This is a genomic window from Sphingomonas faeni, assembly GCF_040407505.1.
GTDB lineage: Bacteria > Pseudomonadota > Alphaproteobacteria > Sphingomonadales > Sphingomonadaceae > Sphingomonas > Sphingomonas faeni_E.
Genome location: NZ_JAPZPQ010000004.1, coordinates 369,248 through 394,961, shown reverse-complemented (window position 1 = coordinate 394,961; position 25,714 = coordinate 369,248). Strand labels below are relative to the sequence as shown.

The following is a 25,714-nucleotide window of genomic DNA, read 5'->3' as shown; positions in this document are numbered from 1 at the left end:
ATAGGCTCAACCGCGTTGGCACTTCGGACACCAGAACGTCGAGCGCCCGCCCTCCGTCCGCCGCTTCACGGTAGCACCGCATTCGCACGCCTCGCCTTCGCGCCCATAAACGCGCCACTGCTTCGAGAAATAGCCGAGCTCGCCGTCCGGCCGTACGTAATCGCGCAGCGAAGACCCACCCGCGAGGATCGCGGCCGTCAGCACCTTCCGAATTGCCTCGACGAGTCGCTCGAGTCGAAACAGCGAGATCCGCCCCGCCGCACGTGACGGCGCGATCTTCGCCATGTGCAACGCCTCGCACACATAGATGTTGCCGAGCCCCGCGACGATTCGCTGGTCGAGCAGCATAGCCTTGATCGACGCCCCCCGCCCCTCGAGCGCTTCCAGCAGATACGCCGCCGTCAGGTCCGGCCCGAGCGGCTCCGGCCCCATGCTCAGGAACGGCGGGTAATTCGCGATGTCATCGGTCGCCCACAGATCGAGAAAACCGAATCGCCGCGGATCGTTGAGCGCCACCGTCCGCCCCGCTTCGGTGCCGATCAGCAGGTGGTCGTGCGCAAGCAGTTCGCTCGGATCGACTCGCCAGCGCCCCGACATGCCGAGATGGAAGACAAGCGTATCGCCACGATCGGTATCGATCAGCCCGTATTTGGCACGACGCCCCAGATGCGTAACGGTCGCCCCCGTCATCCGCTGGCGCAGGTCGACCGGGATCGCTTTGCGCAGATCGGCACGGCGCGGCTCGACCGAGGTCAGGCGCTGGCCCTTCAGCACGGGCTCCAGCCCGCGCACGGTGGTTTCGACTTCTGGTAATTCTGGCACGGTTTGCAGCTAGGTTGCGTTTGCTCGCGCCACAAGGCGCGGCTAGAGCGCAGGATATGAACGACTTGATCGCGCCCGCGCCCGCACTCACGCCCGATACCGTCTCCTTCGGCTACGAAGACATCCCCGCCACCGAGAAGACCGCCCGCGTCGGCGGCGTCTTCTCGAACGTCGCAGGGAAATACGACCTGATGAACGATGCGATGTCGGGCGGCATGCACCGGCTGTGGAAGGACCGCTTCGTCCGCCGCGTGAAGCCGCGCGAAGGCGAGCAGATCCTCGACATGGCCGGCGGCACGGGCGACATCGCGTTCCGCATGGAGCCATCGGGCGCGTCGATCACGGTCGCCGACATCAACCCGCAGATGCTCGAAGTCGGCATGCAGCGCGCGCAGAAGCGCGGGATCGACGGCTTGGTCTGGACCGAAGCCAATGCGGAAACGCTGACCTTCCCCGACAAGTTCTTCGACGCCTACACGATCGCGTTCGGCATCCGTAACGTGACGGACATCCCCAAGGCCTTGCGCGAAGCCCACCGCGTCCTGCGCCGTGGCGGACGCTTCTACTGCCTCGAATTCTCGACCACCGTCTGGCCCGGGTTTGCCGAGGTATACGATGCCTATTCGCACAAGATGGTCCCGAAGCTCGGCCAGCTTCTCGCGCAGGACGCCGACAGCTACCGCTACCTGATCGAATCGATCCGCCGCTTCCCCGACATACCCAAGTTCAAGGGCATGATCGCCGACGCCGGCTTCGTGCAGACGAAGGTCGAGCCGCTGCTGGGCGGGCTCGTCGCGATCCACAGCGGCTGGAAGATTTGATCCAACTGTGACGGCTTCAACCACGCACGTCTGGCGCCTCCTGAAATGGGGTCGCATTCTCGCACGCCACGGCGCGCTGCGCGGGATCGAGCGCGACCCCAACACCCCCGCGCCTGTCCGCCGCCTCGCACGGATCGCCCGGTTCGGTGCGCGCGTGCCGGCGGTGCCGCGCTATGCGGATGCGTTCCAGGCGATCGGACCTGCGGCGATCAAGCTGGGGCAGACGCTCGCGACGCGGCCAGATCTCGTCGGTGAGGATGCCGCGCACGACCTGCTGCGGCTCCAGGACCAGCTCTCCCCCGTCCCCTACGAGACGATCGAGGCGGCGATGCTGGCGAGTTTCGGCAAGCCGTTGGAAACGCTGTTCTCGCGGATCGAACCGATCCCGGTCGGCGCCGCGTCGATCGCGCAGGTCCACCGCGCCGTCACAACCGATGGCCGCCAGGTCGCGGTGAAAGTCCTCCGCCCCGGCGTCGAGGACGATTTCGCGCGCGCGATCGACACGTACAGCTGGGCCGCCGCGCAACTCGAGGCGCTCAGCCCCGAAGCGATGCGCCTGCGTCCGCGCCTGACGATCGAGACTTTCAAGCGCTGGACGCTGCGCGAACTCAACTTCCGCCGCGAAGCCGCCTCCGCCTCCGAACTCGCCGAGGGCATGACCGCCGAGCCCGATTTCGTCATCCCCGCGATCGACTGGGCACGCTCGACGGCCAAGGTGATGACGATCGAGTGGATCGACGGCATCAAGCTGTCCGACCGCCCCGCGCTCGTCGCCGCCGGCTACGACCTCCCCGCACTCGCACAGACATTGGTCCGCGCGTTCCTGCGCCAGGCGATCGCCGACGGGTTCTTTCACGCCGACATGCACCAGGGAAACCTGTTCGCGCTGCCCGGCAACCGCATCGCCGCGATCGACTTCGGCATCATGGGCCGGATCGACCGCCGCGCGCGAGTCTGGCTTGCCGAAATTCTCTACGGCCTTATCACCGGCAACTATAAGCGCGTCGCCGAGATCCATTTCGAGGCGGGCTACGTCCCCGCGCACCACGACGTCGCCGAATTCGCCACCGCCCTGCGTGCGGTCGGCGAACCGATGCGGGGGCTGCCGGTCAAGGACATGTCGATCGGCATGATGCTCGACAGCCTGTTCTCGATCACGCGCGATTTCGACATGGTGACGCAACCGCATCTGCTGCTGCTGCAGAAGACGATGGTGATGGTGGAGGGCGTCGCGACCAGCCTCAACCCCGACATCAACCTGTGGGAAGCCGCCGAACCATTCGTCCGCGACTGGATCCGCGGCGAGCTGGGTCCCGAGGCGATGATCGCCGACCGCCTGATCGAGGATTTCCGCACGCTGACCCGGCTTCCCGAACTGGTCCGCCGGATCGAGGCGCATTACCCCGCCCCCGGTGGGGCTCCGCCAACGATGCCGTTGCGCGAAATCGAAGTGATCCGGATCGGTGGCGGCTGGCGGTACGGTCTGGTCGCGGTGCTCGCGGCCGCCGCCGGGGTCGTGACGACGCTGCTATTTGGTTGAGGGCATGAAGACGCGTCGCGGCGCTCCGTTATGGACGACCCGCGCGACCCGGTTCGCGGGCATGCCGTCGGCGCAGGCTCGGATCGGGCTCGTGCTGTTCCTGGTATTCCTGGCGGCCTGCCTCAGCGCGATCGCCTCGCCGGGCCCGCGACCGAGCATCGACGGAGGCGCCGCATCAACCTCGGTCGCATCCGATGGCCCGCCACCAGGGCAGACCGATCTGCTGCTGTACGAAACGATCGTTGCCGGCGTCCGGAGCGGATCACCTTATTACACCGTCGCTGCCGAAACGCAGCGCATCGGCCATTACCCGCTAAAACCGTTTTTCGCGGTTCGACTGCCGACGTTGGCAGTTGTCGAGGCGACCTTGCCCTCAATATTGGTCAACCTGCTACTGCTGGCGTTGTGCGTCGGCACGGTCCTGGCCTGGGTCGCCCGGCTTCGTCCGGAAACGGCAGGCGTCGTTCCGCTCGGTACGGCGGGCCTGCTGGTGGTCGCCGGTCTCTACGTGAACCTCGACTCCAGCTTGGTGGTTTTCCACGAAGTTTGGGCAGGTCCGCTGATCGCACTGTCCCTCGCGTTGCGCCGCCCCGGCCACTGGCTGCCCGCAGTCGCGTTCGGGCTGTCGGCGATGCTGATCCGCGAGACCGCATTGCTGTACGTCGCGATCATGGCGGTGTTCGCGTGGCTTGAGGGCGAGCGGCGCGAGACGCTGGGGTGGCTTGGGGCGATCGGGGTCTTTGCCGTGGTGCTTGCCGCCCATGCGCACGCGGTGTCGCTGGTCAGCGGTCCGCTCGACCGCGTATCGCAAGGGTGGACCGGGCTCGAAGGGTTCGGGTTCTACGTCAGGCTGGCGACGATCTCGTCGGGGCTCGACATTCTGCCGCAGTGGCTTGCCTCGCTGATCCTCGGCACCGCGCTGTTCGGCTGGCTCGCGTGGCGCGATGCGGTCGCGACGCGTGCGCTGGTCGTGTTCGCCGCCTATGCCGCGCTGATCTCGCTGTTTGCACGGAGCGACAATTTCTACTGGGCGCTGATGACCACGCCGGTGCTGCTGGTCGGGCTGGTGTTCGCGGTGGACGGCCTGCGCGACATGATCGCCGCCGCCAGCGATACGCGGCGCATTACGGTCACGCGCGTTATCCGCTAGAGCTGCGAGCATGAAACGCATCCTCCTGATCGTCGGTGGCGGGATCGCCGCCTACAAGGCCGCCGAACTGATCCGCCTGCTGAAGACGCGCGGGTACGCGGCGCGGTGCGTGATGACCGAGGCGGCGCATCATTTCGTCACGCCGATGACGCTCGCCGCGCTGAGCGAGGACAAGGTCTACACGACGCTCTGGGACCTCACGGACGAGGCCGAAATGGGCCATATCCAGCTTAGTCGCGAAGCCGACCTGATCGTCGTCGCGCCTGCCACCGCCGACCTGATGGCACGGATGACGGCGGGACTAGCGAACGACCTCGCGACGACGCTGCTGCTCGCGACCGATAAACCGGTTCTAGTCGCGCCGGCGATGAACGTCCGCATGTGGGGCCATGCCGCGACTGTCCGCAACGTGGCGCAGCTTCGCGCCGATGGCGTGACGGTGATGACGCCGGACGAGGGAATCATGGCGTGTGGTGAGTACGGTCCCGGCCGCCTTCCCGAGCCGCCCGCGATCGTCGCCGCGATCGAAGCGATGCTTATCCCTTCCCCGCCGAAGCGGCTGGCAGGGCGTCACATCCTCGTCACCGCCGGACCGACGCACGAGCCGATCGACCCGGTCCGCTACATCGCCAACCGCTCGTCGGGCAAACAGGGCTTCGCGATCGTCGCGGCATTGGCACGGCTCGGCGCTCGTGTGACGCTGGTCGCTGGCCCCGTGACGCTGCCGACGCCGCAGGGCGTAGACCGGATCGATGTCGAGACGGCGCGGGAGATGGCGGACGCGGTCGACCGCGCGCTGCCCGCCGACGCCGCCGTCATGGTCGCCGCGGTCGCGGATTGGCACGTCGAACCCTCGCAGCAGAAGATCAAGAAGGGCGATGCAACGCCGACGCTGACGCTTGCGGAAAACCCCGACATTCTCGCAACTCTGGCGCGCAGCCCGGACCGTCCTCACCTGCTGATCGGGTTCGCCGCCGAGACCGAACGCGTTATCGAGCACGCCACTGCCAAGCGCATTCGCAAGACTGCGGACTGGATCGTCGCCAACGATGTATCGGGCGACGTGATGGGCGGCGCGGACAACAGCGTCCACCTCGTCACCGAAGCCGGCGTCGAAAGCTGGGAGCGCCTGCCCAAGGAAGCGGTCGCCGCACGACTGGCGGACCGTATCGCCGATGCGCTAGAAGCCGCGTCATGATCCGTATCGAACTGAAGCGCCTGCCGCACGGCGAGGGCCTGCCGTTGCCTGCCTATGCGACCGAGGGTGCCGCCGGGATGGACGTCGTCGCTGCCGAGGAACTGACGCTCGCCCCCGGCGCACGCGCCGCCGTCGCGACCGGCTTTGCGATCGCCATCCCCGCTGGACACGAGGTCCAGGTCCGTCCGCGCTCCGGCCTTGCGTTCAAGCACGGCGTCACCTGCCTCAACACGCCGGGCACGATCGACAGCGACTATCGCGGCGAAGTGAAGGTGATCCTCGCCAATCTCGGCAGCGAACCGTTCGCGATCGCGCGCGGCGACCGCATCGCACAGCTTGTTCCCGCGGTCGTCCTTCGCGCATCGCTGGAAGAAGTCGCCACGCTCGACGACACCTCCCGCGGCGCAGGCGGCTTCGGATCGACCGGCCGATGATCGCCGCTCTTCTCCTCCTGCTCCAGACTGCAGCAGCACCGGCCCTGGCTCCTGCCGCACCGGCCACCCCAATGGCCGGCACGATGCCGCCTCAGGATTGGAGCACGCTTCCTATCCTACGCATCCGGGGGCAGTCGACGACGCTCGCCAACAGCTCCGCCTATGTGCATGGCGAAGTCGTCGCCGGTCGCTGCACCCACGTCGTCCGGACGGCGCAGGGTTGGGCGCTGACCGTCGACCTCGCCGTGCTCATCACCCCCGACGGCAGGGTCCGCCGAGTAACGCCGCGCGCGATCGACTGCCCGACAGTCGAGCAATATGCCGCAGGCGTGATCCTGGGCGCGCGCGATTCGATCGATGTCGTCGACGCGAACACCGACACCTGGTACCGCACCAGCATGACGTTCGCCTGGGGCGCATGATCCTCTCCGACGACGAACTCGCCCGATATGCACGCCATATCGTCCTCAAGGAATTCGGCGGCATCGGGCAGGCGCGGCTGAAGGCGACGACCGTCGCGGTCGTCGGCGCAGGCGGGATCGGCTCGCCCGCGATCCAGTATCTGGGGGCCGCCGGAGTCGGTCGCCTGATCCTGATCGATGACGACAGAGTCGAACCCTCCAATCTTCAGCGCCAGACGATCTTCACGACCGCAGATACCGGTATCGCCAAGGTCGACGCAGCGGCAGCCGCCGTAAACCGGATCAACCCTTACGTCTCGGTCGAGACCCACCGTGTTCGGATCGACGTTTCGAACGTAGCGGACCTGCTCTCGGATGCCGATGTCGTGCTGGACGGCTGCGACAATTTCGCAACCCGCTTTTGCGTCGCCGATGCCGTGCATGCCGCGCAAATCCCGCTTGTCTCCGCGGCAGTCGGCCAGTTCGAAGGGCAGCTCGCCACCTATCGCGGGTGGGAAGCCGACAAGCCGTGCTACCGCTGTTTCGTCGGTGAAGACCCCGAGCGTGCCGAGACGAGTTGCGCAGAGGACGGCGTGCTCGGCCCCGTCACCGGGGTAATCGGCAGCTTGGCCGCGCTTGAGGTGCTACGCGCGATTGCGCCGTTCGGTGACGATCCAGCCGGCAAATTGCTGCTGATCGACCTGCTCGCACTACGTTTTCGGACGATTCGTCTTCCCAAGGATCCGGGGTGTACGGCGTGCGGCAAAAGCGGGACTTCGCGGTAAGTTAGCGGCAAGTTTCTTTTTCGCTCCGGGCAAAATTGGAAAAATAACAACTAAACTTTCGTGATCGACGAACAGTAGTTCTTTTGCATTGCGGCATTTCGCGGTATCGCTTTGCGCAGGGGGGACTGCGCGTGCGTCCGACAAGTTCATGAATGTAGAAAGCGGCGTTTTGAGCCGCGCTATGGCCCCATCGCGCGGCAAGAAGCCTGCGCGGACTTGGCGGCCGAGCGCGTCCTCGCTGCGCGTTCGCCTGATCCTCGGCATGCTGATGGTAGATACTACGTGCATCATTGTCAGTTATCTGGCGGCGGCGGCTTTGCGGGGGGTCTTCGCGAACGACACCGCCTGGATCGTAATCCTTGCGATGCTGATCCCGGTTTTTGTTATTACAACGCTCAATAACGACAGCTATGCAGCCGCAAATTTGCGCGATCCTTTCCGATCCGTCGCGCGGGGATTGCAAGCCTATGCGCTGGCGATCTCCGCGGTGATCTTCATCGCCTTCTGTCTGAAGGCCAGCGATACGTTTCCGCGTCTTGTCGTCGCAACCGGTTCGGCATTCGCCATTGTTTCCTTGGCGTTAGGACGATTCCTGTTCGTCCGGCACATGCCCGCGATCATCGGCGGAAACCCGTTCAGCATCGTCTTGCTCTACGATTCCGGCCAGCCGATCCCGCGCGGAGACTTTTCGATCGTCATCGCCGCGGACTCGTATTTCGACCCCGACCACCATGATCCCGTGATGTACGACCGCCTCGCGCAGTCGTTGTCGGGTGCGGACCGGGTGATCGTCGCGTGCAGCCCCGAACGCCGGCTCGCCTGGGCGCAGGCGTTGAAGGGCGCGAATATCCAGAGCGAGATATTCATGCCCGAACTGAACGTGCTGGCGCCACTCGGCATCAGCGCGCACGGCGACACGCCGACGGTCATTATCGCCAACGGCCCGCTGGTTTTGTTCGACCGCTTCGTAAAGCGTAGCTTCGACGTGTTGTTGGCAAGCTGTGCGCTGGTGACGCTGATGCCCGTCTGGATCCTGATCGCGCTGTCGGTGAAGCTCGACTCGCGCGGCCCCATCTTCTTCAGCCAGATCCGGATCGGTCGCAGCAACCAGATGTTCCGCCTGATGAAGTTCCGCAGCATGCGAGTCGATCACAGCGACGGCGCTGGCGCGCGCTCGACATCGCGCGACGACGACCGGGTTACGCGCGTCGGCAAGTTTATCCGCAGCACCAGCATCGACGAACTGCCGCAGCTGCTGAACGTCCTGAAGGGCGACATGAGCATTGTCGGCCCGCGTCCGCACGCACTCGGCTCGCGCGCCGCGGACAAATTGTTCTGGGAAGTCGACCAGCGATACTGGCATCGCCATGCTGCCAAGCCTGGCCTGACCGGCCTCGCGCAGGTTCGCGGCTATCGTGGCGCGACGCTGTACGAGGACGATCTGCGCAACCGGCTCCAGGCCGATCTGGAGTATCTCGAGCATTGGTCGATCTGGCGCGATATCAAGATTATCGTCCTGACCTTCCGCGTCCTGCTCCACCGGAACGCCTTCTAACGTTCCGGTGAGCGGGCTGATCGTTTAGTCCGCCAGCAAGCCCTTTGCGAACTCGCGAACCACAGGCCCGATGTCGTCGCGGGCCAGTGCGATCGCCAGGTTGGCCTGGATGTAGCCAGCCTTGTCGCCACAGTCGTAACGCTGGCCGTCGAAGGTGAAGCCGTGGAACGGCTGGTTGCCGATCAACTGCGCCATCGCGTCGGTCAGCTGGATCTCGTCGCCGGCACCCTTTCCCTGCGTTTCCAGGATTCGCATCACCTCTGGCTGGAGGATATAGCGCCCCGGGATCATCAGGTTCGACGGTGCGGTGCCCCGCTTGGGTTTTTCGACGAGTGCGGTCACTTCGGTCAGCCGACCATCGATCGCGCCCGGCGAGATAATGCCGTATTTATCGGTTTCCGAATCGGGCACTTCGAGCGCGCCGATCACGTTGCCGCCGACCTGGTTATACGCCTCGACCATCTGTTTCATGAAGCCGGGCTTGCCGACCATCAGCTCGTCGGGGAGCAGGACCGCGAACGGCTCGTCGCCGACGATCTCGCGTGCGCACCACACCGCATGGCCGAGGCCGAGCGGTTCCTGCTGGCGGACATAGACCGGCGAACCGGGCTTCATCCGAATATTGCTGATCGCGTCCAGCGACTTGCCGCGCGACCGCATCGTATCCTCGAGCTCGTACGAGATGTCGAAATGATCTTCGAGCGCACCCTTGCCGCGCCCGGTCACGAAGATGATCTGCTCGATCCCCGCCTCCAGCGCTTCCTCGACGGCGTACTGGATCAGCGGCTTGTCGACGACGGTGAGCATTTCTTTCGGCATGGCCTTGGTGGCCGGAAGGAAGCGCGTACCCAGTCCAGCGACCGGAAACACGGCCTTGCGCAGCGGCTTTATGGTCATTCGATGCTCCCTTTGATCTCGCGGGACCGTCTACCGATCGTTACGCCTGCGCGCAAATTGTCGCATTGAATTAGCGCGCCGTTAAAGACGTTGATCTAGGGACTGCATCATGCCCAAAGTTCTCGTCATCTTCGGCACGCGACCCGAAGCGATCAAACTCTTCCCGGTGATCCGGGCGCTGGCTGCGATCCCCGGCCTGACCGTCCGCACCTGCGTCACCGCGCAGCACCGCGGGTTGCTCGATCAGGTCCTCGCGATCGCCGATCTCGTGCCGGATATCGATCTCGACCTGATGGAACCGGGGCAGACGCTCGATCGCCTCACCGCGCGGTTGCTGGTCGGGCTCGGCGACGTCATGGACGCCGAACGGCCCGACCTCGTCATCGTGCAGGGCGACACCGCGACCGCGATGACGGGTGCGCTTGCCGCGTATTATCGGAAGGTGCCGGTCGCGCATGTCGAGGCCGGGCTGCGGTCGGGCGACATCTACCATCCCTGGCCCGAGGAGGTGAACCGTCGCATCGTCGCGCCAATCGCCAAGTTGCATTTCGCGCCGACTGACACCGCCGCGGATGCGCTGCGACGCGAGACGATCGCCGAGGACACGATCTATGTCACCGGCAACACGGTGATCGATGCGCTGCACTGGACCGCGGACCGCGTCGCGGCGGACCCGTCGCTCGCAGCCGGGCTCGACCCGATCGCTGCGCGCTTTGCGGGCAGGCGGATCATCCTCGTCACGACGCATCGCCGAGAGAATTTCGGCGATGGCATGGCAGCGATCGCGCGGGCAATCGGCCGGATCGCGGAGCGCGACGACGTCGCGGTGCTGTTCCCGGTCCACCCCAACCCGAACGTCGTATCGGTGATGGACGACATCCTCGGTGCCCGCGCCAACGTCGCGCGGATCGAGCCGCTCGATTACCCGCACTTCGTCCGCGCGCTCGGCATGGCGGACATCGTCCTAACCGATTCGGGCGGCGTGCAGGAGGAAGCGCCGGCGCTCGGCAAGCCAGTCCTGGTGATGCGCGAGACCACCGAGCGTCCGGAGGGCGTCGCAGCCGGCACGGCGAGGCTGATCGGCACCGACGAGGACCGCATCGTTTCCGAAATCTTCACCCTGCTCGACGACACGTCGCGCTACTCCGCGATGGCCCGCGCCCATAACCCGTTCGGGGATGGCCATGCCGCCGCCAAAATCGCAAAGGTCGTTGCGCATGCTGTCGGACTCTAACCTCACCGTCGTCGTCCTCGGGCTCGGCTATATCGGCCTGCCCACCGCGGCGATCATCGCGCGGACGGGGGCCCAGGTGCTCGGCGTCGACGTGACCGAATCGGTCGTGGAGACGGTCAATTCCGGCCGCGTGCACATCGAGGAGGTCGATCTGGACGGCCTCGTCTCGGGAGTGGTCGCGCGTGGCACGTTGCGCGCCTCGACCGCGATCGAGCCCGCCGACGTGTTCGTGATCGCGGTGCCGACGCCATTCGACGCCGATCACGCACCCAATATCCGCTATGTCCTCGACGCCGCGACGACCATCGCGAGCGTGCTGAAGGCGGGCGATACGATCATCCTCGAATCGACCTCGCCGGTCGGTACGACGGAGAAGGTTCGCGACCTGCTGGCAAGCCTGCGCCCCGATCTGCGCGTACCGGGCAAGACCGGCGACCACGCGGATATCGCGATCGCCTATTGCCCGGAGCGCGTGTTGCCCGGCCGCATCCTGGTCGAGTTGATCGACAACGACCGGGTCATCGGCGGGATCACGCCGCGGTGCGCGCGTAAGGCGCTGACCTTCTATCGCCGCTTCGTGCGCGGTGCCTGCGTGACCACGACCGCGCGCGCGGCGGAGATGACGAAGCTTACCGAGAACGCGTTTCGCGACGTCAACATCGCGTTCGCCAACGAATTGTCGCTAATCGCCGATACGATGGGGGTCGACGTGTGGGAGGTGATCCGCCTCGCCAATCGCCATCCGCGCGTCAACATCCTGCAACCCGGCCCCGGTGTCGGCGGGCATTGCATCGCGGTCGATCCGTGGTTCCTCGTCCACGCCGCCCCCGACCAGACGCCGCTGATCCGGACCGCGCGCGAGGTCAACGACGGCAAGACCGACCACGTCATCGCGCAGGTCGCGGCGCTGGTCGAAGCGTCACCCGACGCTACGGTCGCGTGCCTGGGCCTGGCGTTTAAGGCGAACATCGACGACTTCCGCGAGAGCCCTGCCCTCAAGGTCGCCGAAGCCGTGGCGCGTCAGTTCGGCGACCGGGTGCGGATCGTCGAGCCCTATGCGCAGACGCTGCCGGCCGTGCTGGCGGACACCGGCGCGACGCTGATCGACATCGATACCGCGATCGAGACGTGTTCGATCATGATCGTGCTGGTCGACCACGACGTGTTCAAGTCGATCCCGCTCGAGGAGCGCATCGACAAGGCGGTGCTCGACACGCGCGGCATCTGGCCGGATCAACCGCGCGCGTCGCTTCCCGCGGTCAGCGCAACGGCACGTTTCGAGTCGCAACGACTGGCGGGATGATCGGCCGCGTCGAGGTCGCCGCGATGTCGCGCGCGGCGGCCTCCAGCGCTTCGGCGCGCGCCTTCGACGAGGCGTGCGTGCGACTACGGAACAACCCGCCGTCGATTGCGCCGCCCTTGCTCCGCCAGAATTTCGGGGCCGACATCGGGTCGTAACCGGCGTTGGCGAGCAGGTAGATGCCGAGCAGGTCCGCCTGATCCTCGGTCTGGCGAATCAGGCGGCCGTTGCGACCGAGTTCCGCCAGCAGCCCGCGATTGATCTTCGCCGCATCGAGCCGCGCACGGTGACGCAGGATGTTATGCGACAGTTCATGCGCGACGACGACCGCGATCTCCTCGTCGGTATAGCCCTCGAAAAACCGCTCGCCGAGCTGCACGATCGCCCCGTCCGCGCTCGCATCCAGGCCACTGCCCAGCAGGATCTCGAACCGCGACCGGCATCCGGTCACCGGCGTGATCGTGATCGGCAAGCGCTTGCCGTCGCGCAACACCGTCAGTCGCAACGGCTTTCCGACCGGCGCCTCGGTGATGACCGCTTCCGCAGCATCGCGAACTGCCGCGCTTTCGGGCGCATCGGCCGACGGTAGGCCGGGTTGCGGGCGATCGTCGATCGCGACGATCGAATCGTTGGGGCGAACCCCTGCGCGGTCAGCTGGACCGCCGGCGACGACCGCCTCGACACCGATCGTGGATTCGAACCCGAAGATGGCCGCCGCAGCCTTGCGCGCGTCTGGGCCATATTGCGTCAGCGCATGGATCGGCATGCCGATCTGCGGCTGGAGGCGGTCGCACAATGCGGCGTTCGCGGTGGTCAGCCGATACGCGATCGTCGCCAGCCGGAGATCGGCAGCGCGCAACGTGTCGAAGAACGCAGCCGTTGGCGCCGCATCCGCTACGGGCATCGGTGCGGCAGGCAAAGCTGTGGGCGTGGCAGCCGTGAGCATCAGGAACGGCGCGAAGCGGGAGATCATCGACATGGCGTCCCCATAGCCGTCGTGCGCCCCCGCGTCATGCTGCACGACCGCAAGCCCCGCGCGCCCTATCGCGGCGATGCGTTGCGCCCGGACACGGCGATGCGTTGCGACGCCTGCAGGAACATCCTATGCGATCGCATGCGCCCGCGCGACCAAGTGACGCGTTCGATCAGGTCCCATACATCTTCCTCCCCACATCGATTGCAGCATGATTTCAAAGCTTTTCAAGTCTCGTAGCGTTGCCAAGCCGACTCAACCGCAGGTTCCTCCCGGCCGCCGCGTCTATGCCGTCGGCGACATTCACGGCCGCGCCGACCTGCTCGACGAACTGATCGGGCTGATCGAAGCCGACGAACGCGACCGCGGTGCAGCGGAAACGACCCTGATATTCCTCGGCGACATCGTCGACCGGGGGCCCGCTTCGGCGGCAGTGATCGATCGGTTGCGCGGGCTGGCCCATGCCCGCCCCGACCGCCCCGACGTCCGCTTTCTGCTCGGTAATCACGAGGAGATTTTCCTCGGTGCGCTCGACGGCGAACCCAAAGCGCTTCGCTTGTTCTGCCGCATCGGCGGGCGCGAGACCGTGCTGAGCTACGGCATGGAAGCCGCGGAATATGAGCGGCTCGACTATGAAGAACTGGTGCAACGCCTTGAAACGCTCGTGCCCGACGAACACCGCGAGTTCCTGCGCAAGTTCGAGGACATGATCGTGATCGGCGACTACGCGTTCGTCCATGCGGGCGTGCGTCCCGATACACCGCTAGACCTGCAACGCACGTCGGACCTGCGATGGATTCGCGATCCCTTCCTCGATCATCGCTCGACGTTGGAAAAGACGATCGTCCATGGCCACACCATGACCGACGAGATCGAACGACGCGGACACCGAATCGGTATCGACACCGGCGCCTACGCATCGGGCCGCCTCACTGCGCTGGGGATGGAAGGCGCGGAAACCTGGGTGCTCCAGACCGGCACCGCCATCGGACCGAAGACGAACTGACGCATCTCACCGCGAATATCATGCGGTTTGCACGCGAACGCTTTCTTCGTGGCGCACCTCGGCTATAGAGAAACAGCGGAAGTGTGTGTTGCACTGCCGCAACAGTGCGATCCTCTTCGCGTTGTTACAAAGGGCCTTAGTTGCGTTGGGTAAGGTTTTATGCCATTGCCTGCCGCGACGAGCACAAAGGGAGTTCATCATGCGTCTTGGGAAGTATCTCCTGACCGCAGCAGCAGCCACGATGGCAGTTGCTCCGGCCATGGCAGCACCGGCAAATCTGTCGGTTGCACATTCGGTCCGTTCGGGTTCGGTTTCGGCTGACAAGAACGAGCTCGCTGGCGGCGGCATCATCGTTGCGGTTCTCGCAGCAGCTGCAGTTATCGCCGGTATCGTTATCGTTGCAGACAACGACGACGATTCGGACAGCAATTAAGTCTTACGACTTTAGTTCGAGAAATAGCGGTCTTCGGGCCGCTATTTTTTTGTCTGCCGTTCTGAGGACAGGCGGGCCAACGTGTGCCGAAGCACAATGTGCTGCCGTGCCACGCGTAGAACTCAGCTGCTGATCTGCCCGATACCGCCGATGGCCAAAGGCGTCCGGTAGGCTCCGGCTGCGCTATTCTGTGCAAAGCGGACTAGACGCGCACTTTCTCAGAATGGCTCAGCATAAGACGGCATCGGCCTTAACGCCGAGGGCCGAAACAATACTGCAATAGCGTATCGCCGCGCGGGTTATCCGAAGGACGGCTGAACTAACCGACCTTGTAGCACGCGACTGCCGGACAGGTCGGCCCGAGGCCCTCTGCGCCCCTTCCCCCGCGGAAGCCTCGCCCCCCCCTAGAGCGGCCGATCCTCTATGGAATCAGGCCAGCCATCTTGCCAGCCGCTGACTTGTCCCGCTGGCCGACCGAGCTAGCGTATAGCTGGCTTGCGCATAATCGGCACGCATTGCCTAAACGCAGAACGCGCCCCGCAATGGAGCGAGGCGCGCTGCAAATTCGACATCATGGCGCGGTATGAGCTCTACCCGATACCGTCGCCCCGCTTACTGAGACGGCGGCGTCTGCGTGCCACCGGGCATGCCGCCCGGCGCACCGCCTGGCATGCCACCAGGAGCGCCGCGACCCATCTGCGCCTGTGCCTGCATCTGCTGCACCACGCTCTGCGGCAGGAAGTCGAGCAACTCGACGTCGAAGACCAGCGTCGAGTTTGCCGGAATCGGGCCGGTCGTCTTGTCACCGTATCCAAGCGAGGGCTTAACCCAGAACCGGTACTTCGAGCCCTTCGGCATCAGCTTGAGACCCTCGGAGAAACCTGGGACCACGCCAGCCACGGGAAACGGCGTCGGCTGCTGAGACTTGTCGAAGGTCGTGCCGTTGAGCAGCTTACCCTCGTAATTCACCAGTGCGACGTCGGCGTCGGTCGGCTTGGCCGCACCGGGCTTGCCGGGCGCGATCACCTTATACTGCAGGCCGGATGCGGTAACGACCACGCCCCGCGCGCGCGCATTGCGGGCCAGGGGATCATCACCCTGACGCGCGAGCGCAACCGCGGCGATAAGCGCGAGCGCGATACCGACCCAGAGATAGACGAGGTAGCTGCGCTTGGTTGGCTGCAGCGGCACTGCGGTGACGGTCGACATCGGATCAGGCCCCGGTCATCTGGTCACGCCGGAGCGCCGCGCGTGCCGTTGGAAAGCAATTGGGGTGCCGATCACGGCACCCCGAACTATCGACCCACCCGCTCGCCGGGTACGGCCGACAAAATCTTAGCGTGCGCCGTCGCGCTCTGCGCGCTTGCGGTCGAGCTTGCGCGAGCGACGGATCGCTGCGGCACGCTCGCGTGCGCGCTTCTCGGACGGCTTCTCGTAATGCCGGCGCAGCTTCATCTCGCGATACACGCCCTCGCGCTGCAGCTTCTTCTTAAGCGCGCGAAGGGCCTGGTCGACGTTGTTGTCGCGTACGATGATCTGCATAAACCCGATAAGCTCCGGACGAATAGATTTTTGCCGTCGCGAACAGGTCCGCGCCGCATGAACTGGGCCCCCTATCAGCGGAGCGCCGTCGTTTCAAGCCAAACCACGTATTCCGGCGGGTCTGCCCGACATGTGAGCGCCTTTGCGGGAGGGCCCATGCAGCGCTAAGAGCAGGCCATGACCCGTATCCCCCTGACACTATATAACAGCCTCTCGCGCCAGCTCGAGACCTTTCAGCCGATCGATCCGACCGATGTCGGGCTCTACACCTGCGGGCCGACCGTCTATAATTACCAGCATATCGGCAACATGCGCGCGTTCCTGTTCGCGGACACGCTGGGCCGCGTGCTGCGGTGGAAGGGGTGGCCGACGACCCACATCATCAACATCACCGATGTCGGCCACCTGACCTCCGACGCCGATGTCGGTGACGACAAGATGGAGAAGGCCGCCGCGGCGCAAGGACGTTCGATCTGGGAGATCGCGGCCTATTATACCGACGTGTTCAAACGCGACGTCGCGCGGCTCAATATCGTGCCGCCGGCTCGCTGGGCGGTTGCGACGGATCACATTGCCGAGATGGTCGCGTTCGCCGAACAGATCGCACCGAAGCATTGCTACATGCTCGACAGTGGGCTGTATTTCGACGTTGCGACGGTGCCGGACTATGGCCGCCTCGCTCGGGCCGGCAACGACGATATAGAAAGCCGGATCGAACCGGTCGCCGGCAAGCGCAACTCGCAGGACTTCGCGATCTGGCGGACCTCGGCGCCCGGCGAGAACCGCCAGATGGAATGGGATTCGCCCTGGGGTCGCGGGGCGCCCGGCTGGCATCTCGAATGCTCGGTAATGAGCAAGCATTATCTCGGCGCGCATTTCGACATCCACACCGGCGGGATCGACCACCGCGAGATCCACCACCCCAACGAGATCGCGCAGAACCAGGCGCATTGCGATTGCGCGGATACCGGCGCGAGCGTTTGGATGCACAACAACTTCCTCGTCGAGCGTGCCGGCAAGATGTCGAAGTCGACGGGCCAGTTCACGACGATGCAGACGATCGTCGACCGCGGCTTCCACCCCCTCGCCTACCGGCTGATGTGCCTCCAGGCGCATTATCGGAGCGAACTGGAATTCTCCTGGGAGAATCTGGCCGCGGCGGCGATCCGCCTGAAGCGCATGGTGCAAGCGGTCGAGACGTTGCGCGCTCGCGAGCCCGGCGGGCCGTCGGGTAGCGCGCATGCCTATGCCGACCGGCTGGAGGAGGTGGTCTCGGACGATCTCGCCACGCCGCGCGCGCTGCCGATCCTCGACGAACTGCTCGCGGACAAGCGGGTCGCGCCGGCGGACCGTATCGCTGCGCTGGACGATTTCGACGCGGTACTGGGGCTGGACCTGGCGACGATCCGCCGCGAGGACCTGCGGATCCGGCCAATCACGGCGACGATCGACGAGGATGCGATCGCCGCACGGCTGGCGGATCGCCGCGATGCGCGCGCTGCGAAGGACTTCGGGCGATCGGATGCGATCCGCGACGAACTCGCCGCCGCGGGTGTCGAGGTGATGGACGGCGACTCGCTAGGTTGGGACTGGAAGATCGCGGTGGTGTGAGCCCGCCGGGTAGGTCCAAGAACTAGGGCCACAGGGAAAATCTATCGTCATTCCCGCCTTCGCGCGGAAAACGAGACCATGTGGTAGCGTGTTACTGCAGGGGAACGCGGGACCGATCCGTCGCTGCCCCCGGCACAACTTGACATGCCCCGCCGCACGCCGATGTTCTCCGGATGAAAGCCGTCCTCCCAGCCGCCGCCCGCCCGCTCCTCGAACCGCAGCTGCCCGCGGACCTAGACGTCGCCTGGTTCGCCAAGCCGGACGAAGCCAACGCGATGATCGCAGACGCGGATATCGCCTGGGTGGACATGCAGCCGACCAAACTCGTCGCCGACGCGATCCGCCATGCCGGGCCGAACCTCAAATGGGTCTCGACGATCTATGCCGGGCTCGACGCGTTCCCGCTCGACGCACTGCGAGAGAACGGCGTCACTTTGACCAATGGTGCCGGCATCAACGCCGTCGCGGTCGCCGAATATGCGGTGATGGCGGTGCTCGTCGCCGCCAAGCGCTTCGATACCGTCGTCCGCGCGCAGGACCGTCATGAGTGGCTGAAGGACGCGCCCGGCAAGATCGAACTCGCCGGAACCAAGGCACTTGTCATTGGCTACGGCACGATCGGCAAGATGATCGGCGATCGCTTGACCGCGTTCGGGGTCGAGGTCACCGGCGTAACGCGCACCGGCCGCGATGGCACGGTCACGCCCGATGCTTGGCGGGATCGGCTCGATGCGTTCGACTGGGTGATCCTTGCCGCGCCCTCGACCAACGCGACGCACGCGATGATCGGTCGCGAAGAATTACAGCGGATGAGGCCGTCCGCCTGGCTGATCAATATTGCGCGCGGCGACATGATCGACGACGATGCGCTGATCGTGGCACTGACAGACGGGACGATTGCCGGGGCCGTGCTCGACCCGACCAGCCCGGAGCCCCTGCCCGCGGATCATCCGCTTTGGTCGACGCCTAACGCGATCGTCACGATGCACCTGTCGGGCCGTAGCCAGACGACGATGTTCGCTCGAGGGGCAACGCTGTTCCTCGACAACCTCGTGGCGTTCCTAGCCGGTCGCCCGATGAATAACGTCGCCGATCTCGACGCGGGTTACTGACTGACCTGGGTCGCGGCGGGGCGCCGACTGCGATTGTAGCTCTTGATTCCCCGGCGGCGCAGTTTGTCGGCACGGCGACGGCGGGAATAAATGATCAGGATCGGTACGCCGGCGAGAATACCCCCGCCGATGATCGATAGCGCGATGATGATACGCATTGGCATGTCCATGCGGGGACAATGCCAATTGGACAGCGAAGACGCCATATATTTTTTAATCTAATATGAATGGAGTTATCCTCCATATCCGGTCGAACCCGCTTACACAGCATTTCGCCGCGGCCTCCCAAGCTTTACTTCGTTGCGCAAAAAGGCGTTTTCGCGCATTGCCATCGTCACAATTCACCAATCGGACGACATGATATGGCCGCGAACTGGGCCCCCGACAGCTGGACACGTCACGAAGCGCGGCAGCTCCCCACTTATCCCGACGCAGCAGCGCTAACCGCCGCGACCGACCAGCTCGCGACCTTTCCGCCGCTCGTCTTCGCCGGTGAAGCCCGCAACCTGACCGCGTCGCTCGCCGAAGTCGCAGCCGGCAAGGCGTTCCTGCTCCAGGGCGGCGACTGCGCCGAGTCCTTCGCGGAGCACAGCGCGAACAACATCCGCGATACGTTCCGCGTCATCCTCCAGATGGCGGTCGTCCTGACCTTCGCCTCGAAGCTCCCGGTCGTGAAGCTCGGCCGCATGGCGGGTCAGTTCGCCAAGCCGCGCTCGACCGATACCGAGACGATCGGCGGTGTCGAGCTACCGTCGTACCGCGGCGACAACGTCAACGACATTGCCTTCTCCGCGGAATCGCGCGCGCCCGACCCGCAGCGGATGATCCGCGCTTATTCGCAGTCGGCGGCGACGCTCAACCTGCTGCGTGCGTTCGCGCAGGGTGGCTACGCGAACCTGCATCAGGTCCACCGCTGGACGCACGACTTCATGGGCCGCAGCCCCTGGTCGAAGAAATACGCCGAGACCGCGGACCGGATCGGCGAGGCGCTCGAGTTCATGGCCGCCTGCGGGATCGATCCCGAGACCGTGCCGCAGCTCGCGCAGACGCATTTCTACACCAGTCACGAGGCGTTGCTGCTCCAGTACGAGCAGGCGCTGACCCGGCAGGATTCGCTGACCGGCGACTGGTACGACACCAGCGCGCATTTCCTGTGGATCGGCGATCGCACGCGCTTCGAGGGCTCCAGCCACGTCGAATACCTGCGCGGCATCGGCAACCCGATCGGCATCAAGTGCGGCCCGAGCCTGGAGCCCGACGCGCTCTTGCGGATGCTCGACACGCTTAACCCTGGCCGCGTCCCCGGCCGGATGACGCTGATCACGCGGTACGGTTATGACAAGATCGAGGCGAACCTGCCCCGTCTGGTCCGTGCCGTCACGCGCGAGGGCCATCCGGTGGTGTGGAGCTGCGACCCGATGCACGGCAACGTCGTCAAGGCTGCCAACGGCTACAAGACGCGGCCGTTCGACCGCATCCTCGCCGAAGTCCGCGGCTTCTTCGCGGTCCACCGCGCGGAAGGCACGCACGCGGGCGGCATCCATGCCGAGATGACCGGGCAGAACGTGACCGAGTGCACCGGCGGCGCGGTCGACGTGACCGAGCAGAGCCTCGCCGATCGCTACCACACGCACTGCGACCCACGCCTTAATGCCAGCCAGAGCCTCGAGCTCGCCTTCCTGCTGGCCGAGATGCTCAACGAGGAAATGGCCGAGCGCAAAAAGGTCGCTGCGTAACAAAACGCGCGGGCGTCGCAGGAAAAATTGGCAGGTGTCTTGACGGCCGCCAGCCCATTCCGTAGACGCCCGCATCTGCTAACGGCCCCTTCGTCTAGCGGTTAGGACGACGCCCTCTCACGGCGTAAGCACGAGTTCGATTCTCGTAGGGGTCACCAGCCATCACATTCGTGGCGGAAATGGGTGATTTAGCCATACTTTCTTGTTTGCTGGTACAGTGACCTGGTACAGCAACCACTGAAATGGTTCTCATTGGGCACCCGGAAGCACCCTACTACCGACTATCATCGTATGCTGCGATCGTATGCTGCGGCAGATACCCATGAAGATGCGTCACGCTTCTGAAGAAACGGCTCCGTAGCAGGTTTCGCTCGGCACAAAGAGAACTGCTGGCCACGCCCATCGCGGACGTAGCTGCGGCCTGTCTTGATCCGTCGCCCGTCGACGTTCCGAGTACGCGAAAAACGCCGGACCACAACCGGCCGTCTCCGCCCCGTTCTGCGATCGATAGATTTGTTCGATAGGTGGAAGCTGGTCATGCCGCCGACGCAGCAAACCGCATGCGTACTCAGGCCGGGATTTCGTCGATCTCTCCGGGACATTCCGGTCGAGGACATCGAGCAGAACGATTGTCTCGACGACCTCGTCACTTGTCGGCGACGATGCCCAAAGCTGATCGCGCGCCCTCCTTCACCAAGCGGCTCGACCGTCGTCGCCGCCCCAATCGTTTAGGCCGAGCAATGAGCCCACACGCGGGGCACCCCAATCGTAGCATAGCGACTTGGAATGCTGCGCCGCACACCACATTGTTGCCATCGTGCAACAATCCTGACGCAATGCGATGAACTGCAACCAATTTGTAACTTAGTTTTGGACATGACGGTTCGGTTTTGTAAAAAACGCCGCCGATGGGGTCATAAGGCCGCACTTTAAATCACGGCGCGAGAAAACTCGCCGATACCGAACAGGGACCAAATAGCTCGATGCGAAACCATATGTTCCGAGATTGCCTGCTGGCATCCACGATGATCACGGGTGCGGTTGCCGCGTTGCCCGCGTTTGCGCAGACCGCGCCGGCACCCGCGCCTCAGGGTACGACGAGCGACGACGGCGCAGCGGCGACGACGCCCGCGATCTCCAACACGCCGAGCCAGGATCCCGCCGCTGCGGGTACGGCCGAGGGTGGTGACATCGTCGTTACCGGTTCGCGTATCTCGAACCCGAACCTGACGTCGGCCAGCCCCGTAACCGTCGTCAACGCCGCGGACATCAAGCTGCGTGGCGCGACGCGCATCGAGGACGTGCTGAACAGCCTTCCATCGTCTTTCGCCACGCAGACCTCGTCGGTATCCAACGGTTCGACCGGGACCGCGACGATCAACCTTCGCAACCTCGGTGAATCGCGCACGCTGGTGCTGATCAACGGCCGGCGCCTGATGCCGGGCAACCCATCGTCGAGCAGCACCGCCAGCGCTGCGGCCGACGTCAACATGATCCCGGCGTCGCTGATCAAGCGCGTCGACGTGCTGACCGGCGGCGCAGGCTCGGTCTATGGATCGGATGCGATCGCCGGCGTCGTCAACTTCGTGCTCGATACCGATTACGAGGGCTTTAGCGTCGACACGTCGGGCGGCATCTATAACCACAACAACCGCAGCGACCGCTTCAAGGCGCTGAACACCGCAGCGGGCTATCCCGCTCCGACCGGTCAGTCGTTCGACGGAACGCAGTTCGACATCAACTTCAAGGTCGGCGTCGGCACCAGCGACGGCCGCGGCCACATCGTCGGCTATGGCGGCTATCGCAAGATCGGCGCGATCCTGCAGGGTTCGCGTGACTACAGCGCCTGCGGCCTGAACGCACCATCTGGCAATGTCGGCAACGATTATGTCTGCGGCGGATCCGCAACTGCGTTCCCCGCAAACTTCTCACTCGGCGACGCCGTCGAGGGCGGGCCGCCAACCGGTTACACGCTGAACTCCGCTGGCCAGCTCGTTCCTGGTACGACGCTGTATAACGCCAACCCGCTGAACTATTATCAGCGTCCGGATAAGCGCTACACCGCCGGCTTCCTCGCCAAATATGAAGTCAGCGACGCGTTCAAGCCCTACGCCGATTTCATGTTCATGGACGATCGCTCGGTGGCGCAGATCGCGCCGTCCGGCGACTTCAACAACACCTCGGTCCTGAACAGCAACAACCCGTTTCTGTCGGCTACACAGCGTGCGACCTTCTTCCGCGACAGCAACCTGGTGCGGGACGCGAACGGCAACGTCATCAATCTGACCAACCCGGACGGTTCGCGGTATCAGCAGGCAAACGTCCGCATCGGCCGTCGCAACGTCGAGGGCGGCGGTCGTCAGGCTGATCTTCGTCACACGCAGTACCGCTTCGTTGCCGGTGCAAGTGGCAATCTCGACAAGGGCATTTCGTACGAAGCCTACGGCCAGTTCGGCAGCACCGTGTTCAACCAGGTGTACCGTAACGAGTTCTCGGTTTCGCGAACCACCCGCGCGCTCGATGCCATCACCGATACGCGTCCAGGTTCGGCAACGAATGGCCAGGCGGTATGCCGCTCGGTCGTCGACGGCACCGATCCGAGCTGCGTCCCGCTGAACATCTTCGGTTCGGCTGGCATCACGCCTGCAGCACTGAACTATGTCCAGACGCCGGGCTTCCAGTCTGGTGAGAACAAGGAAACCGTCCTCAACGGGTCGTTCACCTTCAAGGGGGCCGAATACGGCGTCCAGTCCCCGTTCGCGAGCGAAGGCATCGCACTGAACATCGGCGGTGAATATCGCAAGGAGTCGCTGAGCCTCGAAGTCGACAACGCGTTCCTGAGCGGCGATCTGGCCGGCCAGGGCGGCGCGACGCTGCCGATCCGCGGCAGCTACAACGTCAAGGAAGCATTCGGCGAAATCCAGGTGCCGCTCGTCAGCGATCGTCCGTTCTTTAACGAACTGACCGTCAATGGCGGCTACCGTTATTCAAGCTACAGCACGGCCGGTTCGGCTCACTCGTACAAGGGTGAAATCGTCTGGGCACCGATCTCGGACATCCGCTTCCGTGGCGGCTACAACCGTGCGGTTCGCGCCCCGAACACGCAGGAGTTGTTCGCACAGCAATCGGTCCAGCTGGACGGTGCGACGGATCCCTGCGCAGGCGCCGCAGTCAACGGCCTGGTCAACGGCAACACCGCGGCACAGTGCGCGCTCACCGGCGTTCCTGCGAACCGCTTCGGCCTGATCGCAGCCAATCCCTCGGAGCAGTATAATGGCCTGTTGGGCGGCAACACGAACCTTCGTCCCGAAAAGGCCGACACGGTCACCGCTGGCGTGATCCTGCGTCCGTCGTTCCTGCCGGGCTTCAACCTGTCGGTCGACGGCTTCCGGATCAAGCTGAAGGATCGAATCGGTACTATCGGTTCCGACACGATCATTGCGCAGTGCCTCCAGACCGCCGATCAGCAGTTCTGCGGCGCAATCAATCGCGATGCCAACGGCAGTTTGTGGCAGGGTAATGCCGGCTTCATCGTCAACACCAACGTCAATGCGGGTACGCTGACGACGCAGGGCATCGAAACGTCGGCGGGTTATACCTATCGGTCGGACAGCATCGGCACGATCGGGTTTTCGTTCAACGGCACCTATGTCGACAAGTTCACGTCGGACAAGGTTGGTGCGAAGTTCGATTGCGCCGGCCTGTACGGGGCGCAGTGCCTGTATCCGATGTCCAAGTGGCGTCATCAGGCTCGTGTCTCGCTGACCACGCCGAACGGCATCGGTCTGTCGGGTAACTGGCGATACCTGTCGGCAACCAAGTTCGAGCGCACCAGCAGCGACAGCGATCTCGCCGGTCCGTTCTTCGTCAACGACGCCCGCGTGAAGGCGCAGAACTACTTCGATCTGGCCGCAACGGTGCGGGTCGCGGACAAGTTCACGTACCGCATGGGTGTGAACAACATCCTCGACAAGACGCCGCCGATCCTGAGTGCAACGGCATCGCCGATCGGTTCGCTCGGCAATGGCAACACCTATCCGGGCATCTACGAGGCCATTGGCCGTTACCTGTTCGTCGGCCTGACCATCGACATGTAATTGATCCTTCGGGATCAAATTCGGGGCGGCGGGTCATCGACCTGCCGCCCTTTTTTTGTTCAATGACGCTCGCAGGAACTCGGCCTGCCGTTGCGCAGATATCCCGCTTTCTGGTGCGGTTCAGCGGAAATGGTTCGCATTCAGAAAACCCGAATAACTGATTTCGTTCGGAAGCCGTCCTACAGCTTCCAGTAACAAGACCGTCACGGTTGATCGTCGGCCGCTTTCGACTTCCCATGAGCGCACGCGCCCGTACCCCTCCCCCACATGTTACCTTCAGCAATGCGTTCACCCTGTTGAGCGGAATTGCTTTGCGGCCGATCAACTGCCTAAATAACTTGAATGGCGAGAATACCATTAGGTCCGCTTCGACCGTATCCGCGCCGGACTGTCGAACATCACAAAGACCCGATCGGCGCCCCTATGTTAGTCGGCTTTCAGCCGATGGCAGCGCGCCCGAAAGAGTTGGGACGCACCATATTCAGCAGCGAAACGGCAAGCGTCCGGGGCCCGGTGTATCTACTCCTTTAAGACGCCGGGTCTCGAATGGCTGCGGTTGCGCTCGAAAACTATCTGCCGTTCGACACAGTATTTTAGAAGCGTCCTCGCTACGCCAAGTCGTTTACCGATCAGATTTTCGACGTCGTGCCGCTTGTAGTGCCAAGTGTAGTGCCACGGCTTTTAGCGGCGGAACGGCCTGATCGCGTTCTCAGGCCAATGTGCCTCGGCAACCATATCGACCATCACGTCGTTCTGGAGGTGATACGGCGATCCTCTGCGATCATACCGTATTGCTATGGGAAGACTGGCCTTATGCCGATCGCGAATACCGCGTTGCCGCCATGTCGGCGGTGATCGAACATCTCACGTCCGAAACGCGAGCGCGACGGATTGCCCCCTGCGTCGCATACAGATCGCAACTCGGCTTCCGGTTTGGCGGGGTCGCGGCGTTGGCCGAGCGGACTGAACCAACCGAGCGGATTTTCGAGGAACGTTTTTACCCGCTTCATGCGTTCTGATCGACCGGCCACCGCCGCCGCGCGTTTCCCTATTCCAAGCAGAGCCAT

23 protein-coding genes and 1 tRNA gene are annotated in these 25,714 nt (G+C 64.3%); 17 read left to right on the top strand and 7 right to left on the bottom strand.

The annotated features are described in order from the left end of the window. Positions 1–6: 6 nt before the first annotated feature. Positions 7–822, bottom strand: coding sequence for a bifunctional DNA-formamidopyrimidine glycosylase/DNA-(apurinic or apyrimidinic site) lyase (gene mutM / locus O6X71_RS15040; protein ID WP_353466544.1), 816 nt, complete (start codon positions 820–822; stop codon positions 7–9). A gap of 56 nt (positions 823–878) precedes the next feature. On the opposite strand from mutM, the gene O6X71_RS15035 reads away from it, so the two are divergent. The 8 genes from O6X71_RS15035 (at position 879) to O6X71_RS15000 (ending at position 8,706) form a co-directional block, all read left to right on the top strand. Beyond that, positions 879–1,643, top strand: a complete 765-nt coding sequence (locus O6X71_RS15035; RefSeq protein WP_353466542.1) for a class I SAM-dependent methyltransferase — start codon at positions 879–881, stop codon at positions 1,641–1,643. 7 nt (positions 1,644–1,650) lie between these two features. Then, positions 1,651–3,183 carry a 2-polyprenylphenol 6-hydroxylase gene (gene ubiB, locus O6X71_RS15030; RefSeq protein ID WP_056062157.1) on the top strand — a complete coding sequence of 511 codons (1,533 nt, stop codon included), beginning with the start codon at positions 1,651–1,653 and terminating at the stop codon, positions 3,181–3,183. 4 nt (positions 3,184–3,187) lie between these two features. Then, complete coding sequence (locus O6X71_RS15025) at positions 3,188–4,333, top strand: hypothetical protein (protein WP_353466541.1); 1,146 nt, start codon at positions 3,188–3,190, stop codon at positions 4,331–4,333. 10 nt (positions 4,334–4,343) lie between these two features. Then, positions 4,344–5,531, top strand: coding sequence for a bifunctional phosphopantothenoylcysteine decarboxylase/phosphopantothenate--cysteine ligase CoaBC (coaBC, locus tag O6X71_RS15020; RefSeq protein ID WP_353466540.1), 1,188 nt, complete (start codon positions 4,344–4,346; stop codon positions 5,529–5,531). Beyond that, positions 5,528–5,965 (top strand): dUTP diphosphatase, encoded by a 438-nt coding sequence (gene dut, locus O6X71_RS15015; protein WP_353466539.1) that lies wholly within the window; start codon positions 5,528–5,530, stop codon positions 5,963–5,965. The genes coaBC and dut overlap by 4 nt, the downstream gene beginning before the upstream one ends. Further along, a complete protein-coding gene (locus O6X71_RS15010) occupies positions 5,962–6,387 on the top strand; it encodes a hypothetical protein (protein WP_353466538.1) in 426 nt (141 codons plus the stop codon). The genes dut and O6X71_RS15010 overlap by 4 nt, the downstream gene beginning before the upstream one ends. Continuing rightward, the gene (locus O6X71_RS15005) at positions 6,384–7,151 is read left to right on the top strand and encodes a HesA/MoeB/ThiF family protein (RefSeq protein ID WP_353466537.1); all 768 of its coding nucleotides are present in this window, start codon (positions 6,384–6,386) and stop codon (positions 7,149–7,151) included. Before O6X71_RS15010 ends, O6X71_RS15005 begins: the two co-directional genes overlap by 4 nt. A gap of 181 nt (positions 7,152–7,332) precedes the next feature. Further along, positions 7,333–8,706 (top strand): exopolysaccharide biosynthesis polyprenyl glycosylphosphotransferase, encoded by a 1,374-nt coding sequence (locus tag O6X71_RS15000; protein ID WP_353466536.1) that lies wholly within the window; start codon positions 7,333–7,335, stop codon positions 8,704–8,706. A gap of 24 nt (positions 8,707–8,730) precedes the next feature. Here O6X71_RS15000 and galU read toward each other — a convergent pair whose 3' ends face one another. Continuing rightward, positions 8,731–9,603: a UTP--glucose-1-phosphate uridylyltransferase GalU gene (galU, locus tag O6X71_RS14995; RefSeq protein ID WP_353466535.1), complete on the bottom strand. Its 873-nt coding sequence runs from the start codon at positions 9,601–9,603 to the stop codon at positions 8,731–8,733. Between the two features lie 109 nt (positions 9,604–9,712). On the opposite strand from galU, the gene wecB reads away from it, so the two are divergent. Then, a complete protein-coding gene (gene wecB, locus O6X71_RS14990) occupies positions 9,713–10,837 on the top strand; it encodes a non-hydrolyzing UDP-N-acetylglucosamine 2-epimerase (RefSeq protein WP_353466534.1) in 1,125 nt (374 codons plus the stop codon). Further along, positions 10,821–12,140 carry a UDP-N-acetyl-D-mannosamine dehydrogenase gene (gene wecC / locus O6X71_RS14985; RefSeq protein ID WP_353466533.1) on the top strand — a complete coding sequence of 440 codons (1,320 nt, stop codon included), beginning with the start codon at positions 10,821–10,823 and terminating at the stop codon, positions 12,138–12,140. Before wecB ends, wecC begins: the two co-directional genes overlap by 17 nt. On the opposite strand, the gene O6X71_RS14980 is transcribed toward wecC, so the two are convergent. Then, positions 12,097–13,116, bottom strand: coding sequence for a M48 family metallopeptidase (locus O6X71_RS14980; protein WP_353466532.1), 1,020 nt, complete (start codon positions 13,114–13,116; stop codon positions 12,097–12,099). The two genes, wecC and O6X71_RS14980, sit on opposite strands and share 44 nt — an antisense overlap. A 205-nt stretch (positions 13,117–13,321) precedes the next feature. Here O6X71_RS14980 and O6X71_RS14975 point away from each other — a divergent pair, with 205 nt between their 5' ends. Together O6X71_RS14975 and O6X71_RS14970 are read left to right on the top strand one after the other, a co-directional pair. Beyond that, the gene (locus tag O6X71_RS14975; RefSeq protein WP_353466531.1) at positions 13,322–14,116 is read left to right on the top strand and encodes a metallophosphoesterase family protein; all 795 of its coding nucleotides are present in this window, start codon (positions 13,322–13,324) and stop codon (positions 14,114–14,116) included. A 199-nt stretch (positions 14,117–14,315) separates the two neighbouring features. After that, on the top strand, positions 14,316–14,549 hold the full coding sequence (locus O6X71_RS14970; protein ID WP_176501462.1) for a hypothetical protein: 234 nt from the start codon (positions 14,316–14,318) through the stop codon (positions 14,547–14,549). Positions 14,550–15,161: 612 nt separating this feature from the next. On the opposite strand, the gene O6X71_RS14965 is transcribed toward O6X71_RS14970, so the two are convergent. Further along, a complete protein-coding gene (locus tag O6X71_RS14965) occupies positions 15,162–15,758 on the bottom strand; it encodes an FKBP-type peptidyl-prolyl cis-trans isomerase (RefSeq protein WP_353466530.1) in 597 nt (198 codons plus the stop codon). A gap of 126 nt (positions 15,759–15,884) precedes the next feature. Continuing rightward, positions 15,885–16,091, bottom strand: coding sequence for a 30S ribosomal protein S21 (gene rpsU, locus O6X71_RS14960; protein ID WP_055878578.1), 207 nt, complete (start codon positions 16,089–16,091; stop codon positions 15,885–15,887). A gap of 177 nt (positions 16,092–16,268) precedes the next feature. Here rpsU and cysS point away from each other — a divergent pair, with 177 nt between their 5' ends. Together cysS and O6X71_RS14950 are read left to right on the top strand one after the other, a co-directional pair. Then, positions 16,269–17,702, top strand: coding sequence for a cysteine--tRNA ligase (gene cysS / locus O6X71_RS14955; protein ID WP_353466529.1), 1,434 nt, complete (start codon positions 16,269–16,271; stop codon positions 17,700–17,702). A 173-nt stretch (positions 17,703–17,875) separates the two neighbouring features. After that, positions 17,876–18,814, top strand: coding sequence for a D-2-hydroxyacid dehydrogenase (locus O6X71_RS14950; protein ID WP_353466528.1), 939 nt, complete (start codon positions 17,876–17,878; stop codon positions 18,812–18,814). Here the strand turns inward: O6X71_RS14950 and O6X71_RS14945 are convergent. Then, a complete protein-coding gene (locus O6X71_RS14945) occupies positions 18,808–18,972 on the bottom strand; it encodes a hypothetical protein (RefSeq protein WP_353466527.1) in 165 nt (54 codons plus the stop codon). The two genes, O6X71_RS14950 and O6X71_RS14945, sit on opposite strands and share 7 nt — an antisense overlap. Before the next feature lie 204 nt (positions 18,973–19,176). On the opposite strand from O6X71_RS14945, the gene O6X71_RS14940 reads away from it, so the two are divergent. The 3 genes from O6X71_RS14940 to O6X71_RS14930 all read left to right on the top strand — a co-directional run bounded on the left by O6X71_RS14940 (position 19,177) and on the right by O6X71_RS14930 (position 24,647). Further along, positions 19,177–20,550, top strand: coding sequence for a class II 3-deoxy-7-phosphoheptulonate synthase (locus tag O6X71_RS14940; RefSeq protein ID WP_353466526.1), 1,374 nt, complete (start codon positions 19,177–19,179; stop codon positions 20,548–20,550). An 83-nt stretch (positions 20,551–20,633) separates the two neighbouring features. Further along, positions 20,634–20,708, top strand: a tRNA-Glu gene (locus tag O6X71_RS14935). An 837-nt stretch (positions 20,709–21,545) separates the two neighbouring features. Then, a complete protein-coding gene (locus tag O6X71_RS14930) occupies positions 21,546–24,647 on the top strand; it encodes a TonB-dependent receptor plug domain-containing protein (protein ID WP_353466525.1) in 3,102 nt (1,033 codons plus the stop codon). A gap of 794 nt (positions 24,648–25,441) precedes the next feature. On the opposite strand, the gene O6X71_RS14925 is transcribed toward O6X71_RS14930, so the two are convergent. Beyond that, the gene (locus O6X71_RS14925; protein ID WP_353466524.1) at positions 25,442–25,714 is read right to left on the bottom strand and encodes a hypothetical protein; all 273 of its coding nucleotides are present in this window, start codon (positions 25,712–25,714) and stop codon (positions 25,442–25,444) included.